This window comes from Acinetobacter bereziniae LMG 1003 = CIP 70.12, from assembly GCF_000368925.1.
GTDB classification, from domain to species: Bacteria; Pseudomonadota; Gammaproteobacteria; order Pseudomonadales; family Moraxellaceae; genus Acinetobacter; species Acinetobacter bereziniae.
The window spans coordinates 68,732-86,820 of sequence record NZ_KB849755.1; the positions used below are offsets into that span (position 1 = coordinate 68,732).

At 37.5% G+C, this 18,089-nt stretch carries 22 protein-coding genes; 1 reads left to right on the forward strand and 21 read right to left on the reverse strand.

All coding sequences use genetic code 11. The annotated features are described in order from the left end of the window. Window positions 1-61 precede the first annotated feature (61 nt). A complete protein-coding gene (locus tag F938_RS02075) occupies window positions 62-406 on the reverse strand; it encodes a hypothetical protein (protein WP_094195030.1) in 345 nt (114 codons plus the stop codon). A gap of 351 nt (window positions 407-757) precedes the next feature. Here F938_RS02075 and F938_RS02080 point away from each other — a divergent pair, with 351 nt between their 5' ends. Beyond that, the gene (locus tag F938_RS02080) at window positions 758-1,237 is read left to right on the forward strand and encodes a hypothetical protein (RefSeq protein ID WP_005028955.1); all 480 of its coding nucleotides are present in this window, start codon (window positions 758-760) and stop codon (window positions 1,235-1,237) included. Between the two features lie 130 nt (window positions 1,238-1,367). On the opposite strand, the gene F938_RS02085 is transcribed toward F938_RS02080, so the two are convergent. The 20 genes from F938_RS02085 to F938_RS02175 all read right to left on the reverse strand — a co-directional run bounded on the left by F938_RS02085 (window position 1,368) and on the right by F938_RS02175 (window position 18,081). Beyond that, complete coding sequence (locus F938_RS02085; protein WP_005028956.1) at window positions 1,368-2,159, reverse strand: NlpC/P60 family protein; 792 nt, start codon at window positions 2,157-2,159, stop codon at window positions 1,368-1,370. Continuing rightward, window positions 2,156-2,437 (reverse strand): phage holin family protein, encoded by a 282-nt coding sequence (locus tag F938_RS02090; protein WP_005028957.1) that lies wholly within the window; start codon window positions 2,435-2,437, stop codon window positions 2,156-2,158. Before F938_RS02090 ends, F938_RS02085 begins: the two co-directional genes overlap by 4 nt. A 61-nt stretch (window positions 2,438-2,498) precedes the next feature. Next, window positions 2,499-2,729, reverse strand: coding sequence for a hypothetical protein (locus F938_RS02095; RefSeq protein WP_005028958.1), 231 nt, complete (start codon window positions 2,727-2,729; stop codon window positions 2,499-2,501). Next, entirely contained in the window at window positions 2,722-4,731 is a 2,010-nt protein-coding gene (locus F938_RS02100; protein ID WP_005028959.1) for a hypothetical protein, read from the reverse strand. Before F938_RS02100 ends, F938_RS02095 begins: the two co-directional genes overlap by 8 nt. A 16-nt stretch (window positions 4,732-4,747) precedes the next feature. After that, complete coding sequence (locus F938_RS02105) at window positions 4,748-5,149, reverse strand: hypothetical protein (protein WP_005028961.1); 402 nt, start codon at window positions 5,147-5,149, stop codon at window positions 4,748-4,750. Further along, complete coding sequence (locus tag F938_RS02110; protein ID WP_005028963.1) at window positions 5,146-5,499, reverse strand: hypothetical protein; 354 nt, start codon at window positions 5,497-5,499, stop codon at window positions 5,146-5,148. The genes F938_RS02105 and F938_RS02110 overlap by 4 nt, the downstream gene beginning before the upstream one ends. Next, window positions 5,492-6,721: a hypothetical protein gene (locus tag F938_RS02115; RefSeq protein ID WP_005028966.1), complete on the reverse strand. Its 1,230-nt coding sequence runs from the start codon at window positions 6,719-6,721 to the stop codon at window positions 5,492-5,494. The genes F938_RS02110 and F938_RS02115 overlap by 8 nt, the downstream gene beginning before the upstream one ends. A gap of 51 nt (window positions 6,722-6,772) precedes the next feature. After that, entirely contained in the window at window positions 6,773-8,389 is a 1,617-nt protein-coding gene (locus F938_RS02120) for a hypothetical protein (RefSeq protein ID WP_005028972.1), read from the reverse strand. Between the two features lie 10 nt (window positions 8,390-8,399). Next, a complete protein-coding gene (locus tag F938_RS02125; protein WP_005028975.1) occupies window positions 8,400-10,361 on the reverse strand; it encodes a hypothetical protein in 1,962 nt (653 codons plus the stop codon). Continuing rightward, complete coding sequence (locus F938_RS02130; protein ID WP_005028978.1) at window positions 10,351-10,764, reverse strand: hypothetical protein; 414 nt, start codon at window positions 10,762-10,764, stop codon at window positions 10,351-10,353. The genes F938_RS02125 and F938_RS02130 overlap by 11 nt, the downstream gene beginning before the upstream one ends. A gap of 2 nt (window positions 10,765-10,766) precedes the next feature. Next, the gene (locus F938_RS02135; protein WP_005028981.1) at window positions 10,767-14,102 is read right to left on the reverse strand and encodes a tape measure protein; all 3,336 of its coding nucleotides are present in this window, start codon (window positions 14,100-14,102) and stop codon (window positions 10,767-10,769) included. A gap of 56 nt (window positions 14,103-14,158) precedes the next feature. Further along, window positions 14,159-14,497 (reverse strand): Pmp3 family protein, encoded by a 339-nt coding sequence (locus tag F938_RS02140; RefSeq protein ID WP_005028984.1) that lies wholly within the window; start codon window positions 14,495-14,497, stop codon window positions 14,159-14,161. Between the two features lie 2 nt (window positions 14,498-14,499). After that, window positions 14,500-14,781 (reverse strand): hypothetical protein, encoded by a 282-nt coding sequence (locus F938_RS02145; RefSeq protein WP_005028986.1) that lies wholly within the window; start codon window positions 14,779-14,781, stop codon window positions 14,500-14,502. 60 nt (window positions 14,782-14,841) lie between these two features. Beyond that, the gene (locus tag F938_RS02150) at window positions 14,842-15,402 is read right to left on the reverse strand and encodes a hypothetical protein (RefSeq protein WP_005028988.1); all 561 of its coding nucleotides are present in this window, start codon (window positions 15,400-15,402) and stop codon (window positions 14,842-14,844) included. A 63-nt stretch (window positions 15,403-15,465) separates the two neighbouring features. Continuing rightward, complete coding sequence (locus F938_RS02155; RefSeq protein ID WP_005028990.1) at window positions 15,466-16,200, reverse strand: phage tail tube protein; 735 nt, start codon at window positions 16,198-16,200, stop codon at window positions 15,466-15,468. Continuing rightward, window positions 16,193-16,360 (reverse strand): hypothetical protein, encoded by a 168-nt coding sequence (locus tag F938_RS24425; RefSeq protein WP_005028992.1) that lies wholly within the window; start codon window positions 16,358-16,360, stop codon window positions 16,193-16,195. Before F938_RS24425 ends, F938_RS02155 begins: the two co-directional genes overlap by 8 nt. An 8-nt stretch (window positions 16,361-16,368) precedes the next feature. Next, window positions 16,369-16,791: a phage tail terminator protein gene (locus F938_RS02160; protein ID WP_005028994.1), complete on the reverse strand. Its 423-nt coding sequence runs from the start codon at window positions 16,789-16,791 to the stop codon at window positions 16,369-16,371. Continuing rightward, a complete protein-coding gene (locus tag F938_RS02165) occupies window positions 16,766-17,263 on the reverse strand; it encodes a phage virion morphogenesis protein (protein ID WP_005028996.1) in 498 nt (165 codons plus the stop codon). The genes F938_RS02160 and F938_RS02165 overlap by 26 nt, the downstream gene beginning before the upstream one ends. Window positions 17,264-17,269: 6 nt before the next feature. Beyond that, window positions 17,270-17,704: a gp436 family protein gene (locus F938_RS02170; RefSeq protein WP_005028999.1), complete on the reverse strand. Its 435-nt coding sequence runs from the start codon at window positions 17,702-17,704 to the stop codon at window positions 17,270-17,272. A gap of 8 nt (window positions 17,705-17,712) precedes the next feature. Beyond that, entirely contained in the window at window positions 17,713-18,081 is a 369-nt protein-coding gene (locus F938_RS02175; protein ID WP_005029000.1) for a hypothetical protein, read from the reverse strand. Between the last annotated feature and the right edge of the window lie 8 nt (window positions 18,082-18,089).

Consider the following 18,089-nt stretch of genomic DNA (forward strand, 5'->3'; position numbering starts at 1 on the left):
AAAGCGCTACACTCATTGTATTTGGCAAGAGTATCAATAATCCTAATTGTCATATGCTAATTTAAGTAGATTTAAAAAAAATATCTAAGCCTAACGTTGATTCCCTAAAGGGATCAAAGAGAATTTTTTCATTGCACTCAACAGCTTTTTCTAAAAATTTTATTATTTTTGAAATTTCATTTATGGAAACTGGATAAATTTCGATTAGCCTCTTAAACTCATTGATTAATTGATTTAGCTGTCTGTCACTAAATAAATCGTAGTCTACATAAGAAAGTTCAGAAATAAGTGGGAGTGTTTCTTCATCAGAAATTGAAACTAAAATATCTGCAAAATTTTTTGGAATCTGATAGGCGGATAGAGACTGTTGACCGTCTTTAACTGGATTAATTGTCCAAATATGAATTAAATACATAGTTAGAATTTTGCCTATAGCTTTTAATTTTCATGCTTTTATATCAGTATTTTATTTTGTATACAACATAATGATGATTATGCAAATTTACCCTCACTTAGAGGGCCACGCCTCACTCAATCTTTCTGCATCAGCTGCGTGTCCATCAGTTGATAGTGCTTTAGCTTAACTTCTCCCTTTCTTTAGGAATCATAAAAACGCGGGGAGGAAATTCCTTAAAATCATGATTTTTCAACTTATCAATACAATATTCCACATAGTAGCCTAGTCTCATTAGGAAGGTTAGAATACAAGAAAGGATTAAAAATTTCCTTAGAGCCTTATAAAAGTTTGAGTGAGTTCATGTTTGATATCAATGATGATTTAAGAAAAATTGAAAATACTAATTTTTTTTCTAAAATGGGAATTAACAATATCGATGATGATAGAGTTATTTTAATAGAAAATTTAGGTAAAGCTTTTTTAAGTCATTCAGACGAGGACTTTCAGGGAAAATATAACAAACTTAGATGGTTACCATCAAGTATTTCCCAAGAAGACCCATTTTACAAAAAACAAAAGAATACCTCAGAATTATTGAACTTGAGAAAATGTATTAATAAGAAAATTTTAAATGCAACAAGAGACATGAATAAGGAGTTGTTCATAATACCTCCACATGATTTTAGTCTTGCAGCTCGAGATTCAATTTGTTTCTGTTTCAGACAGTTAATGACTGAAAGATATTTACAATTAGGTCAAAAATGGGAGTTTATTGCTGAGTTATATTATTTAGGCCATTATCCTATTGGATATATTGACAATAAAATTGTAGCTATTTAAGCCTTATTCTTTATAAATCCATCACAAAGGCAAACTTGAATAAGCATAAAAACAATGAATTATATAATTTTAGAACTTTGGCCATGTGAGGTATGAGGTTTGGCCAAAGTAATATTTTGCAAATAATGCTTTAGGCTTCATTCACTTTGGTAGAAGTTACCCCACTCAACACTGGCAACTTATACCGCGACTCGGCTGGTCTATTGGTTTTACCATACCAGCGGAATTCCTGAAAATCTGACTCATTATATAGTGCATAACAAACCATATTTGACTGATTGCCGCCAATACAAACCAGCTTACCAGTTTTGATATCTCGACCAGCAACAAAGCATACATGACCACCACCGCTACGAGTTTTAATCGCTACGCAACCATAAGCAGGTTTTAATAGTTTAGAGCCATAATTGACATAATCTAATGCACGGTACCAGTGCTTTGGATATGCAATACCTGCAGTCTTCAGACACCAAGCCACAAAAGTACCACACCAAGGTGTTTCATCTTCTTGCCACCAAGCACCAAGCGATTTTAGCCATTTTAGGATTGTTGGGTTATGAGCTGTTTTGCTTGTGTTTTCTTTTAAGCCTAAATGCTTCTTGGCTTCAATCATCCAAGCTAAATCATTTGTAGTGGATACTGCTACCGATATCAGTGTATTGACACCTGTTAAATTCAACTGTGGTTCATGCAACTCAGGCTGTTTTTTCAAACGTGCTAAAATCATAGCAACACCAACAAAAGCGCCTACGTATTCTTTCCAATTTTCAGGAATTGAGTTTTTAATTTCCTGAGGAATCAGATTCCAAATCATTAAAAAGTGCTCAGAGAATAAGCTTAAGGCAAAAAAAATGGCGCTTAATGCGCCGATCTGTACTGATTTAAGTTTGTATGACTGTTTCCAGTTATCGATTAATTTCATTTGATACTCCACGTGTTTGCTTGACGTTTTAGCCAAGACTCAATAAATGTGCTTCCTAAAATCCCTAATGCCGATGCTATTGCAATCAATGCAAGAGGATTGATGTCAGGAATCTGTAAAACAATTGCTCCAGCGATTGTTGATGTTGCACCTCCTAAAATCGTTCGACCTATCGCTAAACGCCACGTCAGTTTTTCATCAGAGACAAGCAACTTAGCAAATCCAATACACAGCCCTACTACAAGAATGAGTAGAAAATTTTTCTCATGCTCCTGCATGAATCCCCCTAATTTTTGGCAATAAAAAAGCACCCGGTCGGGTGCTCATATTTGGTTAATTTCATACTTCTATCTGAACCACAGTGCCCTGCGGTGCAGATCTTTTGATTTCATTATTTGAGATAAATACTCGATCACCCGTTTTGTATTCAACTGAACTGGTGCACATCACTAAGCCTGAATTATCAGATACTAAGATTTTGTAATTTGGGTGATTTGATGAGGTGATTTCACCTACAAATTCTGGTGTTTTTGGCATTAAATCCATCAATCGTTTTAGTGCATTACTCATTGACTGTGCGCTCCACCTTAATTGATTGGCTCACAATAGCGTTAGTAAATGAAACACTTACAGCATCAACTATGCCCCACCACTCACCATTAAATGCCAAAATTTCACCTGGTACACACTCACCGATTTCATGAGTAATTGGAAAATCAAAATCATGAGATTCAACTTTGCCTGACTTAGCTAGCTTAGATTTACCAAATCCCCCCATACTTACAGCATTAAATAAAGGGTTACTTACTGGCTCCAATAAAATGTCACCTGCAGTATTGCGTCTACGGATTTGACCAACATTGCCGTTTCTAGGATTTGTTAAAGTGATTGCGTTAAAATCCAGCAACTCATCAAAACTATCACCATGTTGAATCACAATGCTTTCAGGTAAATTTCGATCATAGTCATCTAAATTTAAGGTATCCCAAAAAGTCTTTTTATAAAGTGGTCTGATTGAAAGTGTATTACTTCCCTTTTCACTATAAACAAAGCCACCCCCAGCTTCAGCGATAAGCTTAATCGCATCGATTGGCGCAAGATTCGTATAGCTCAAGCTTTCAGTTTCAACAATCCAGCCAAGCTCATCAATAAGCTGCCAATCCAATACAGTCTCACTGTTCACCCGATATAGTTCAGCTTGAACAAGTTGCACTGAAGTTCGTTCATTCTCTTGTAAGTAAGAGCGTACCGGTGAATATTTACTTTCAAGAAGTGCCGTTGGACTTCGTCCAGTTAAATTGTATGTAGTATCAGCAAACTTTTGAGATTTTGAATATTCTTCATACATCATCATGTGAATATTTCCATTCACATTAATTTTCAATACATCTCCTTTTTCAAGTTTTGTCATTTCATGCTCTGTGACAGTAAGACTGTATGACCAACACCATCGGCTACGATCTGTGTTGTAAGAGCCATTAAGCACCTTAATTTCTTCATTAGTGCGCGTATTAACAATCGATACGTCATTCACGATATACCACCAATTTTTATTAACTATTGAAGAGATACAATCATCAACACCAAAATTTAATATGAGATTGTGGGCATCAATTTCAGTGCAAGCACAAACAAAATTAAAATCTGTATCACCCTCAAACTGCAGTTTTTCAGGTTCTGGCCAAGGGGTAATAGAGTGCTTTCTATAATGTACTGGCTTGGCTTTATCCCAAACAAAGTTACAAGTCGTAACCAGCTCCAAACCCTTATCCCAATCGATTTGATATTGCATTTCAAAGTACTGAGCCACATCAAAACTACATGTAAACTGCTTACGTTTACGAACTAGCTCAACCCAATCTATAGACCTTTGAACAAGTAATTTATTGGACTCCTCAAAAACCAAAGATTTCGTTATTTTAATTCGTTCATTGTCTTGCCATGCTATGCATGAATCTGATTTCAATCCTGTAGATTCCTCAAAGATTAATTTAATCGAATGGCTGAGACTTGATGCTTGATCATGCTTTATCTTTGATTCATGAATAATGCTTAAACCATGGTCATAAAAAAAGGCACTATTGAGTGCCTTAAGTATTGGTTTTGAAAACTTGAGTCCTTTATTGCTCAATATTTGTTTAGTGAGTTGATAACTTGCACTAAGTTCAGCAAAGACACCCAGATTGAAGTTAATATCAAATTGTGCATTTAAGTTTGGGATGAAACTTGTATTAAAGTCAGCTTCAATTGTGCAGAACTGATCAATTCTAGTGGCTTCAATTATTGCAAGAAAACTTGTTGAGACTTCACACACTAGATGACTAATCTGACCTTGAAACACTTCAATTTCAGCACCAAACCCATTCTGTAGTTCAGCATCAAGAAGATTTAAAGTGAAGCTTTCAGCAAATATTTCTGAATTAAATGCTGTGTAGATCTCAGCAATTAATGAGGCTTCTTGAATCTCGTCTAAACCGAAATTTAATACAAGATTATGAGCATCAATGCTCTGAAGTTCATCTTTAAAATTAAGGTTAGTTTGCAATGGATCAGGTGGCGTATAGTTTGGCACATCTACACCCCTTTATTTATTGAAGCGTTGGTTTTAAAACAATGGAATTGAGCATTAATGTTGATCCAGCCACCAAAGTTGGATTGTTTAAAGTGATATGTGTGCCCACTTCAAAATCCGCAACCACTTTGCCTGCAGCAGAAAATAATCGAGCAAAAATAGCTGTACCATTTCTCAGTACGATTGCTGCATCAGTTTGCTGTAGCTCAATGCTGTCAGTATTTAATTTCTTAAAACAAGGCTTGGGCAATGTCATTGTAACCAGACGCTTTGATTCATCAGCTTCAATTGTTGTATTAGCAGGCTTATCACTACTATAAAAAACAAAGGTAGCATTTTCGCTACCTTGATCAATATAATTTGTCAGAGCTTGAAGTTGAGTTAGCCCAGCTTCAATTGATGGTATTACTGCACTCATTTCGCTTTCACTCCATCAGCAATTACAGCGTTATACTCTCGTTTGGGATCAAAAGCCGTTACAAAGCATTCAATTCCTACAGCTAAGTTTCTAAAAGCATATGAACCATCGGACTTGGATAAAGTGGTCCATAAAAGCTGTTTATTACTTCGCTTAAATACACAGACTTCTACACCTGGATAAATCACATTTAGCTTTTTGGTGCTCCCTTTGATTTGTCCAAAGCCTTGATCACTGTTAGCAACAGTAATAACCGGTCTTTGTAATTTCAGTATTTTATATCCAAGATTTTTAATTCTTTCGTAATTAGGATTGTACCCACCAACAAAAACCCTCATTATTTTAATCAATTTTAATCTCCTCAATAGGAAATGCTAAGAACGATGTTCTTGATCTATCCCCTCCACTTCCAGAATTTGAAATAACAATATTTGAGTTTAAATCTATATCTTTTGTAATAAGAGGTAGATTTGTTTTACCTAAAAGTGGTGCATTTGCATCATCACCGTACATACACATGTACGCACCATAACAAAATCCCAAATGTTGAGAAGTGGTTCGTTCAAAAATTTGCAAAGGCATTGCTGTAGTTGTATTAAATGAATCGATTGAGGATGATAAAACTGAAGATATAGCCTTATTGTTGCCGTCCGTTAACCCATTTAACAAGTAATTCTTATTTTCAAAAACTACTCGAATATTTCCAACTGTTGCATAACCATTATCACTGTAACTGTAAAAATTTCCGTAATTACTTTCACCATAAGAAACAGTAGTTGAGGTGGTTTTTCTTGCAATGATTACCGGGTAGCTTAAAGCATCATAATTTAAGGCAGCAACTGGCAGAATTGCATAAATTTCAATAGGGAATGGGGTTGCCCAGCAAGCTAATATTGCAAAATGATATAGGCTACCTACACACATAGCTTTGCCATAACTTGAATAACCTTGAGCATAGGTGTAGTTGTTTGCTTGGTTACTGGCTTCATATCCATCCCATCGTGGTAACCCCCAAGCACTAGGAGACATTACATCCTTGGTCAGTTGAAATGCATTCAGATCATTAATAAAACCTGTAGAAGAGTCAAAGGTTTTCCCAATACAAACAGCTATGGCATTACGATGATCAACATTATTTTGAAAACACAACCTTACAAATCGGTCAGTATCATCAATATGTTTCATCTTATAAACATGAATATTTGCTAGTTCATAAACTAGTTGCCAGCCAAGTGGTGCAACAGATGTAGTGAAACCACCCGAAATGGTTGTAGGCGCATTGTCTATCGTTAATGTAACAGTGTTGCTTGTTACACTATCAATCACATATTCGCCAGTTAAATTAACAGCATTTAACTTAAGTACCCGGTCTGCAACATAACCATGATTTACTCCATAAGTTAAGACAACTTGATTGCCTGTAACCACTACACTTGAGACAGTCTGTGTGTTATATCCTTGGGAAAGCATTTTTTTAAAGCGATCAGGGAACAGATTTTTAGAGCCTGCACAAAAATCCAATCCAACATCTGAAAAATCAAACATTTTGGTTTGCGTTTGCTTCATAGCCATTTTTATTACTCATAAAAAAGACCGCTTTAAGCGGTCATATTTGAACTAAGTTTAAATTACGCGATCAATGTCACCGCGTAACATGACTTGGAATTGATCTGTAAGCTCAGTTGGTTCTGATTGTTTGACTGTGCGTATTGCCCAGACTGGGTACATTGCTGAGATCGAGTTAAAGCGCAATACATTACTATTCGCCCAACCTGTACCCCAACCCTCTTTTTTAATCACAAAATATGGGACCAAAGTAATCGGATTGATTGGCGCAAAATCAGCATTTGTGCTTCCTGTACCCACTTCACCTGAATATTCACCCACACATTTAAAAGTCGTGCCACTAACAAACACAATCGCCCAACGTTCTTGGATTGCACCTTTATTCGTTATTTGGATTGGATAAATTGCATCATTGTAATTAGCAGAAATCGCACCACCAGATGCCTCATCTGCCCAAACATTATTCCACGTCTGCTGAACAAATTTTTGAGTGTAACGCGCCTGCATTTCATCAATAACCAAAGCCGATCCTACAATGGTATTTTCTGCATCATAGTTATGTGTAAGTTGCTTAGTAAATGTAAGCTGCCCATTGATCTGAACATCACGCAACAAACCCATATCTTGATAACGATATTGAGCTGTAAAAGGTGGTGTAAGCGCATTTACTGCAAAGTCACCAGATAATGTGAATTTGCCATAATCATAATCAACCACATATTGATCAAATGGAACTTTTACCCCTTTTGAGTCAATCAATTCACACCAGGAGATACGAATATCGGGTAGCTGATACGTTTTACCTGCCACATGATCTGGCATTGCATAATCCTTGCTCGCACTGACAACGCAAATCCCCCCAATTCTGAAAATTGGCACTCGTCCATCAAGCGGTAATCGAGTTGCTGATAATCCTAAAATCTCTGCATCTAAAGGGATATAGGTGTAAGCTACAGCGTTATATCTAGCAGATGAAGCGTCGATCCACACGGGGACATTTAAATACGTCTTAGCTGCTTCCTCATACTCAAGTAATGGGTCATACCAGGGTTTAGCTTCAATCTCAGGTCGGTTCGCTACAGTAATTTCTGTTTTAGTATAAAAGTAGATCTCTACAAAGCCAGTATCATAATTAATCTTGCCGTGTGCCCGACTTGTTTCAATCCCCCCATTTTCATCTGCTGATAATGTCAACTGACCAAAATCTAAAGATGAAATTACAACAGTTAAAGATTGTGGTCGAATTGGAATGATTGGTGTTCTGAAGCTAAATTTATTCACTGGTGGCAAATCAGTTGTTGTCGTTAATGATTGAAGTACAACAGTGTTGTCGATGTTCGGCGTCCACGTATCGAGTTCAACAACGCCATTGCCATAATAAATTGCTCCCGATGCAATACCACTATTCGTTGCAGGATCTACATTTCGATATAAAGTGCCTGTGCGATCAAGAAAAGTATCATTTCCTATTTTAAAACGAACTGATCCATTTAAAATTTGCTCATCGTATCCAGATGACAGGTCGAACTTAACTTTTTCTGCAATGATATTTTGCGTTGAAGAATTTACACTTGATGTATCACGATAGCTCACTTGAATATTTGTAGCAGAGTAAGCCCTTAATTCAACTTCTTTGCCTTGAATACTAGAGGCTTGTGGTGAATAAAATGACATATTTCCTCACTTATGCTGTTCCGTATACAGCAGTAGCGGTATAAAGAGTCTCGAAAACTCGTTTAATTAATTTGGGGGTGACTTCACACTGACCACTGGCATATGTGATTGAGCCTTGCACTTGACCTTGGTCATTGACCAAGTTTCCAATACTTGAACTAATTGGCGTATCTGTAAGGTCCACATAATCGGTCGATCCTTCAGGTGTGCTTACAGGGATCTTTAAACTCACACTGTTGGGTTGAATGGCTGATCCGGTACCAATGGTAAATACAAGTTTTTGCCCAGCATCTGGTTCAATATTTGTTCTATTTTGAGTTTGCTGTGGTCCAAAGTTATAGGTCACAACAAAACTAGTATTTTTCTGTGGTAATTTCACAGGGATGATTTCACCAATACCGGTTGTGTAATTAATCGAACCTGTTGCATCCCCTGTAAATTTACCTTGTGCATTGCTGACAGCTTTTTTAGCAACACCTTCAAGCAACCAATCTACAGTTACACCTGGAGCAATCCCCTCTTTTTGTAACTGAAAAGAGAACTTTGCTTTATTCACGGGCAAATCAGAACGTGTGAATGTGACGATTGGCGTTCCCCACAATAACAATATTGGTGAGCCAACATCTGGTAAGGCGCCTGCTGTAAGAGTCCAAGATCCTGTTTCATAATTGATTCGACCTGAACCAAATGAGGTGCTTGAACCTTTTAACTGCCCCGAACCATCATCTTTTAACTCATAGAACTTACCTTGAGCCATATAAGAAATAGACAAACTTCCTGGTGCAGGAATTGGAACTAAAACACCTGTCCAGTTTGTACTTTGATTATTTTGCGTGACTGGAATGGAATAACTTTGAAAATATTGGCTAGGCGCTGCAGCAGGTGTAAATGTAATCTCAAGTGCCGTGCTTCCAGTTCCTGCAGATGCTGTCCATTGAATTAAGCCACGCTGATAATCAATTGTTCCAACCTGAGTACCTTGCACATTCTTAAGCAATCCGCCCTGATCTATAACTTGCTGACCAAACAGAGCGAATGAAATACTTGAAGGCATTATACTAGAACCAATGTAGAGGTTTTGGCTTGTACTAACTGTTGTCACAAAATTTGCAGAAATTGCGCCTGAATTACCCGGCACTAAAACAACACTCTCACCTGCAGCATTTACATCAACAATTGGTGATTCAGTTTGCGCTGATGGAATAAGCTGAGTAAACACTTCGCCCACATTAACTGTGTATTCACCTAGTTGTGCATCTGTCTTTAGCTTTTTTGATGAATAGTACAGACCTGTATCAGCAACCAGTGTGTCACGTATAATGGTTTGGCTTTTCTCGCCTGAATACCATTGTTTAGCAGAAAGTCCGACATAATCTTGATCAAGCGGATCGTTCAGAGAATAAGTTGCAACTTTATACTCAACCTGTTTACCATCCACAATCATGATTGCAATACGAGTTTCAACTTTGGTAATTCGTACATATTGCTCATGTTGCAGCGCTTTCCCTTCATTCGATACAAGTACAATCGTATCACCCACAGAAGATTCAACCTCTTGCGGAAACATAACCGCTTGAAGGATCTTCATGCCTTGATAGTGTGTGTCCTGTGGAATACCCGCCATTTGACCACCTTTAGCCAAATAGTTTTCAATGCGGTTCTGTGCTGATTTACGCTGATCTGTCCAACTTCTTGTACTGAATAAAAGCGCTGACACATTCGGATCTTTCGGCAATTCAGATACAAAGACTGTGGCACCCATAAGTTTATCAGTATCAGCAGTTGTGACAGCTGGAAAAATCTTTCTTAAAGACACATTACCCATGGTTCGGTCAAGTTCGGATATATCATCAAATAGATTGTTGCTTAGACCGTCAACAATGATTTTTCCATTGTATTTGCCGCCACCATCATCATTATCAGTCATCCGCTCAGGTTCATAAATCACCAAGTCTTTAGTTTCAATCGGCATCGCTTAACTCCAAAAATCGCAAAGTCACGTTATATTCGTCATCATCCGAAATAGATGGATGCTCAAGCACTGGACTCGCCTCAATTGCTTTGTCTTGATGATTGAACAAGACATTAAACTTTCGTTTATCATGAAAATAATTAAATTGAAGTTCGAATTTTTCTTGCAGGACTGACCAATCTTTTAACTTGCTTACAACATGACGTTTAAGCCACGCCATGCTTTTATCAGCAGTCAAAGTGATTGGTCGTCCTGACTTTTTTATGCCCTCTTGAATGATGAGTGCACCGTCTACAGCACGATCCTGCTTTTGTTCAATAGGGTTCCAATCAAACTCATCAGACCATAAAAAGCCGTCAGACAATGTGACGGCTTCAGATGTACTTTTTCGAACTAGTTTCATGATTATGTACTCTTTTTAATAGTTTCCAACTCACTCAAAATTGAATTGAGGTTTGTTTCAGTTGAAGGAGATCCATAAACAGTTGCCTTATTCTTTCCAGTACTAATTTCATACTTCACTGTCTTACTTGAATCACCAATACCCATTGTTGATGATGAATTTCCAGCATATTGAGTATATTTCTCCAATTGTTCTCGAACATAGTTTGCGTTTGAAGTACCTCCACCGCCTCCTGCAAATGATCCAACAACATCCAAACCATTTTTTGCAAGCCAAGAAGTTGATGCATTTCTATATCCATCACCCAACTTTGAGCCCTGAAGAATATTTTTGGCGATTTCGGCAGCTTTTTTATCGTCGTAACCCATTGCTTTAAGTTCAGCTTCAACTTCAGACTGATTAAATGCCAATCGAGTTTTTTCACCTTGGGTTGTTGAATGCATACCACCTTGCTGAGAATCCAAAGCCTTTGCCCAAGCCTCAGATGAAGAAAGGGCTTCTTCTCGGGCTACTTCACCCATGCGACGATAAGCACTCGTTACACGATTGGATACTCTTGAAGCGTGATTGTCAGCAGCTTTATTCATCTCATCAAAAGATTGAACCGTTGCTTTTCCAGTATCTTCAATTTGAACAGACAATCCCAATGATGCGGCTTTGGCTTTTGTTGATGCGATAACTGCTTGATCACCTGAAGCAACCGCAGCCTGAATGGTGCGTTCATAAGCCTGTCTTAAACTTTCAGCGGTAGCTTGACCACTGCTTTGAATAGTATTGAAATCGGCTAAAGCTGATTGGGCGGCAAGTTTTAATTGCTCTTTAGTTTTAATGCCCAATCTTTCAAAGGCTTGCTCAACGGGATTCATATCATCAGGAAGCTTTTGCATCACTTGACGAATTGCTTGAACACCTAGTTCAACCTGTTTTGTAGATATAACACCTTGAGTCTCAAACTCTTTTAACTTTGACATTGCAAAGTCAATTTCAGCTTGGGACTTTGCTGTTTCAAGCCACTTAACCCACGCTTGATAAGCTACTTCAGCAGATTGCTTGCCTTTTACGCCCATTAACTCAAGACTTGCGGTAAAGCTATTTAGGTTTGCTTCTTTTGCCTTGAACCCCTCTGAGACCCTATTGAGAGCAATATCTAAATCTAGACCAAGAGCCTGAGCTCCCTTTCTGCCTGCTGCAAGTTTGGAATCTAAAGAAGAAACAGCATTTCCACTTTGCTCCATAGCAGTAACAATACCTTTACCAGTATTGTCAAATTCAACTTTTAAGCCCCTTGCAGCTAAAGTTGTTTGAATTGTTTTTTGAGTTGCAATATCTGAAGCTTTAGCTGTTCCGTCAATCGCTGTTAATTGAGCATTCACCCAATCTTGAGCAGCTTTGATTTTTTCAGAATTTATTTTCTGAGTTTCAACTTGATACGCTTTTTCCTTAGCTTCAAGATCAGCAATACCTTTAAGAGCTAAATCAATAGAGGCTTGATTGCCTGTTTTTTTGGCTTTATAAAGTTGCTGTTCAAGGACCAGCCGTTGATCACTGATTGCTTTGTAATCAGCCGAGTGTTTAGCTTCTTGAGCACTCAACTGATCAAGTGTAAGTTGATTTTTAGCAATTGAATCTGCATTTCTTTGATCTTGGGTTTTATTTATTTCATCCCAGGCTTTTTTTCCTGCAGACTCAAATTTTAAAGCACCATCAGACGCCTTTGTATAATACTCGTTTGCTTTAGTTGCCATTGCATCTGCATTGGCTGCAAACTCTTTGCTTACATCTCCCCAAGTTAAAGCTGACAAAACATTATTTGAAGCAGAAGCTATACTATAAAATGCACCCGTCAATAGATTAGCTGCAATTCCAATGCCTTTAAAACCATCATTTAAAAAGCCAAGCGCAACATTTAATACTTGTAATAGCTTTGTAAGACCATTGGTTTTATCTGACGCACTGTCAACGCCACTGTTGAAATTGAATATTGCTCCTAAAGCAGTATTGAGTAGATCAAATGTTATTTCAAATGCATCACCTACGGTACTTGCCAAAGATTTTAAAGTTTCATAAGCAGAAACTAATACAGACTTAAGTGTTTCAATTGTGGATGTGTCAATCTTATTGATTTGCGAGCCAATCCACTCGAAACCTTGCCCCATATCATTGAGCAATACATCTAAATCTTGAATGTTGTTTGCAATGGTAACAAGCCACAGGGCAACAGTAGCAGAAGCACCATTAGATTGGTCCATCTTACCTATTAAGATTTCCCAACTGGTTGAAATTCGTTGTAATGCATTGCTAATCGTAGTTGGAAATTTATCGTAAGTGGCTTGAACTGAAGCTGATTGGGTTTGTAAAGCTTTAACAACTCGCTCGGATGATAATTCCCCCGCTTCTGCCATTTTACGAAGTTCTCCGGTGGTAACCCCTAAACCTCTTGCTAAAGCTTCAGCTAACCCGTAGCCACCCTCCATAATTGAGTTAAATTCTTCGCCACGAAGAACACCGCCTTGCATCGCTTGGATAAATTGGGTTACTGCTCCATCCGCAGCCTCAGCAGATCCACCACCAATCTTAATGGCTTGAGTAACAGTTTTAGTTAAATCCAAAGCCTGTTGCTGAGTAACCCCCATATCCTTGCCAACAGCGTTTAAGCGTGCAAACAAATCAGCAGTTGATGTTAAATTAGAATTGGTAGCTAATGCGACTTGATGAACTCCCGACATAGCTTGAGTGAAATTACCGCCATCTTGAGTTGCAATCTTAATTCTAGCGGAAAGGTTTGTATAAGAATCTGCTGCTTGAGCTAGTTCACGAATTCCTAATCCTACACCTACTGCTGCAAAAGCACTGGCAACGAGTGTTAGACCCGTTTTTAAACCATTTAAACCTGTACTTAACTTTGCGGAAGAATTATTGGTTTCATTGAGTTCTTTGGCTACTTGAGCACTCTCATTTGCAGTATTTCGAGCTTCATTTGATAAACTATTAAATCCATTTTCAGTTGATTTTGATGCATTTTGAGCTTTATTTAATTCATCAATAATTTGCTGTATTTTTTGTTCTAATTCTGAGGACTCATTTGAAACTTTCTGTTCGGCTTCAGCAACATCTTTTAAGCCTTCAGATGCTTTTTTTGCATCAGTTGAAACTTCATCAGAGATCATTTTAGCTGTAGCTTTACTTGTTTCTTCTGAAGCCTTTTTTAATCGTTCCGCTTCTTGTTTTATTGAATCTAGAACAGAATTTACTGAGCTTTCAGACTGCTTTACCGCGCTTACTAGACCTTTATTATCACCATCTAGAATAAGTTTAAATGTTAAGTTTTGACCAGCCATTACTTTTCCTCAGGCAATAAAAAACCACCCGAAGGTGGCATATTTGAAAAAATCTTTTAAGTTAGCATACTTCCACAATGCTTACACTTAATTGCATCAATACGAATCAGTTCTTTGCAAAAGTTACAATTCTTCTGTTCAACATTTTTTTCAGTCAAAGATAATAGATGATCATTTTTTAATGAACTATTTTTTTGACGACTATTGATAACATGTAAATGGATATTTTGACTACCACATGAACTGCAAACCTTCCCTCCTGATCTTCTCCAAATTTCATAAATTAAACCCGGGAAAATACCGAAAAAAAGTAAGACAATTGTTATGATAAAACTACCCTTCGTTTTAGGCTTGCCAATTCGTCCGCAAGTTGAACATTCTACTTTCTGACTCACAATCAACGCTCCCACTGAATTCTATAGATTTTGCCTTCAAGCACTGTAATCGTGTATTTCAATCCATCGATACTGTAATAAAAGTCAGTGAAGAATACTAATTTTCCTCGAGCATCTCGCCCCGAGTATTCATATTTACCATCTGGGCGTCCAAGTTTAGACATCATTGTCCCAACAGAATCATTATATTCAACAATATCAGTGGTAGTTCTAATGCTTCGAGCATCAACAGCAAAGGCATTCGCTGAACTTAAAAGTGCAAGTGCTAATAATAATTTTTTCATGAATATCCCCTCATTATGAGAACAGGATATATTTCGAATGTTTGTTGCGCAATGTGAATTTTAAATAGATTTCATCTCTTTATTATACTTTTCAAATCTTTTAGCATCCGCATGATATGACACGCGCATAGCACCACTAAAACTTAATAAAGAATTTCTTTCATTACGTTGTGCAGCTTTTAAATACTCTATAAATGTACCAAAGCTGTAATCCAAAATATCTTTATGTCGATGCCCTTTGCTGATTAAAAACTGAAATGAATCAAACCAAGTATTTTCTGATTTATTATTTTGGCTTTTTGAATCCTCTTGATCAAAATATGCTTTATTTACATTAAGAACATTTCTGAAAATATCCAAAAATACATCAGCTTCATTGTTCATTAAATCTGAAAAATATTTAACATCATAAATCGTGGTAAACGAACAAAGCATTATAGCTGAAACAATATGCTGTTTTACAATTGATTCAATATTTTCTTTTGAATAATCATTATTTAAATATTTGCGAATAATTTCAGCAAACTGAGACCATTGATCCAAGTCTTTTACCGTTATTTGTTTTAGCTCTAAATCATGAACATAAATAGATCTATTAGAAGCCAGAAAAAATTCATTCATTTTAAATTCCTAAATACAGGCACAAAAAAAGACGCTTTTGCGCCCTATGTGCCTGCAGTTTAATTATGCAGCTGGAATTGTGACCACGTGACCATATAAGCCAAGTGTAGGATCTAAACCTTTTTCAATTTCTGATAATGCTTGTCCTGAAATTTCATATTGACCAAGCTCTTCGTGAATGAGTGGAAAAGTTGTTTCTGGTGATTTTTTAGTACGCCACAAACGCACTGCCATATTTTTACCTGTAGCAGTATTAATTCCTTTAAAGAACAATTCATATTCTTTATTAAATTCACTTGCGATTGTGGTATGACTAACAACACCAGTTGTATAACTTGCTGTAACAGGATCTGCAATTGCTTCATTGAAAATTACAGTTCCAAACACGGCATCAAGCACATATTTATCGGCTGTAATTGCGGTTGATCCTGCTTTAAATGAAACCTGAGTCAGACTATACCCATCAAGTTTGATTTCATTACCTGCTTTAACTGTACCTAATACCTGATCAGTAACAACCTTGCTTGCAATTTCAGATTTCATACCTGACAAGATGTATTGCAAATTGGCTTCATCCACTTCTTCAAGTTGCCCTTTGAAATTAACACCTGTTGTTTTGGTTAATACAAAATCTGTAGTACGTTGTCCAGAAGTGCTTTCTTGATGCTCAACTTGATCAGTCGTGATTTCAAGTTCAAATTCAGGCACGTTCCCGATATTGCGCATTTCAGCAGCTACACCATTTGCTATTTCGGACAAGTAAAACTTACCCTGTAAAGAAATATATTCCTTAGCCATCTGTTTTGACCTCTTTGCTTGGTTTTGTTTGAGCAGATTTCACCTCTTCAATGATCTTATCTGTCTCTAATTGTTTAATTTGGGCTTCAGTAAGACCGCCCACTGTATCGCCCTTACTAAAACGCCCGACTTTTTGCCGGGCGATATATTGTTTTGTCATGATGACCTCTAAATAAATTTTTGTGATTCAAAAATGACTGTAATGTATGTGCATGTTGGACTGTAACCCTCTTTAACATCAATAAGTGTTAAAGGTCGAGTTGAGGAACGAGGTTGCCAACCAGATAAGAGTTTAATCACTTCTTCAGTGAGCTCGCCCGCTTCATCATTTACAGCATTGCCATTGGTCATTTGAGATTGAGCATTTCGACAAGCAACTGAAACCGCCCATTGTTGCCCAAGCTGATTAACCTTACCCGCACCTGCATCAGCCTTTTTGACAATCCGGGCAAAGTTCACATGAGCTGATGGCGTTATCTGCATCATTTCAGTGATTTTTGCTGAATTATGAGGGGTGTATATTTCCTTAAAACTTGGAATTTCTTTTAGTCTATTTGCAATTTCATCACGAACTGCGAAGAATGAGCTCATTAATAAAATCTCCTACAATATTTAAAAGTGATTCTTCATTTTCAGGATTTATTCCAAGCTGTGTACGTGGCGGCAAAACAACCTGTTTAACTCTGCGATATTGCCCACCCACATTAAAGGTGATGTATGCGCCATTTTTAGGAAGAATAAGCGCACCAAAATGAAGAGGCGCTGCATATTCAACGTTTGTACCAACCTCAACACCATTCGGCAAAACATTATAGGTATAGGAATTCATTAAAATGCCTTTATCCCTTAATGTTTGACCTCCTTGCATTTCAGCTCGCCATGACTGCACCCAAGGGTTTCCATCAACACTGACACCATCCATAAACCTTAATTGAACTTGGTCCAGTAGCTCAGATCCAAGTTCATTAAAAAGCTTTGATTCTTCACGCTCGTAAGCCCCTAATGATTTAAAGATCGCTTCAAGTGGTGAACTCTCAGCAGTGATTGTTATTGCAATAGCCATTTAACCTCACTTGATGCTTGGCATTCTGTTAAGAATATCGTCTGCAAAAACACAACCTCGATAAGTTGTACCGATTGGCATAGCTGCCGGTGAGTTTTTCGGCTTCTCTTCAGTGACCTCATTCTCTTGGTTCAGGATATTGAGTACAGCTTTACCATCAGCAATGCGCTTCAAAAAATCAATTTCAGCTTTATAGCGATTCTCTACTTCATCAGTAGGTTGCTGAAAGTAAAGGCGGTATCTTGCAATATTGCATGCTATTCGCTGTAGAGTGCTTGGAATGTTAGGAAGCGGTAAGCTGTACTTTACCGCCACATAACTATCAATCTCCTCTGTAGCGTCCTGTAATGCTTCAGCAATCGCCCCCTCAGGTAAAATTGATTTCAGAGTTTCAACTTCATTACCAAATCGCTTAATCAAATCCTCTTCAGTCGCATACATATCGCCACCTATTTAGATTCAGTCGAAGCCTTTTCGGATTGAGCCTGAGGCTGCTCTCTATCCTTTGCAGATTTTGGTTTTGAAGCATTTAAAGCATCCTGCAACTTAACTAATTCTGCTTTCAGATTTGCGACTTCAGCCTCGGCTTTTTCTTTGGCATCAATAAGCAAAAGCTCATTAGCTTTCAGATTTGCGACTTCAGCAGCAAGTTCAGTCAATTGTTGTGCAGAGCCATCCTGTTTAGGCTTTTCTGGCGCTGCCTCTTCCTCAATAGCACCAGAAACTAAAAGGGCTTGAATTTGTTTATCTTCAAGCCCTTTGATTTCCTCACCAGGTCGAAAATGACCAATGGATTGTTTTGCGATGTACTTTGGCATGTAATTCC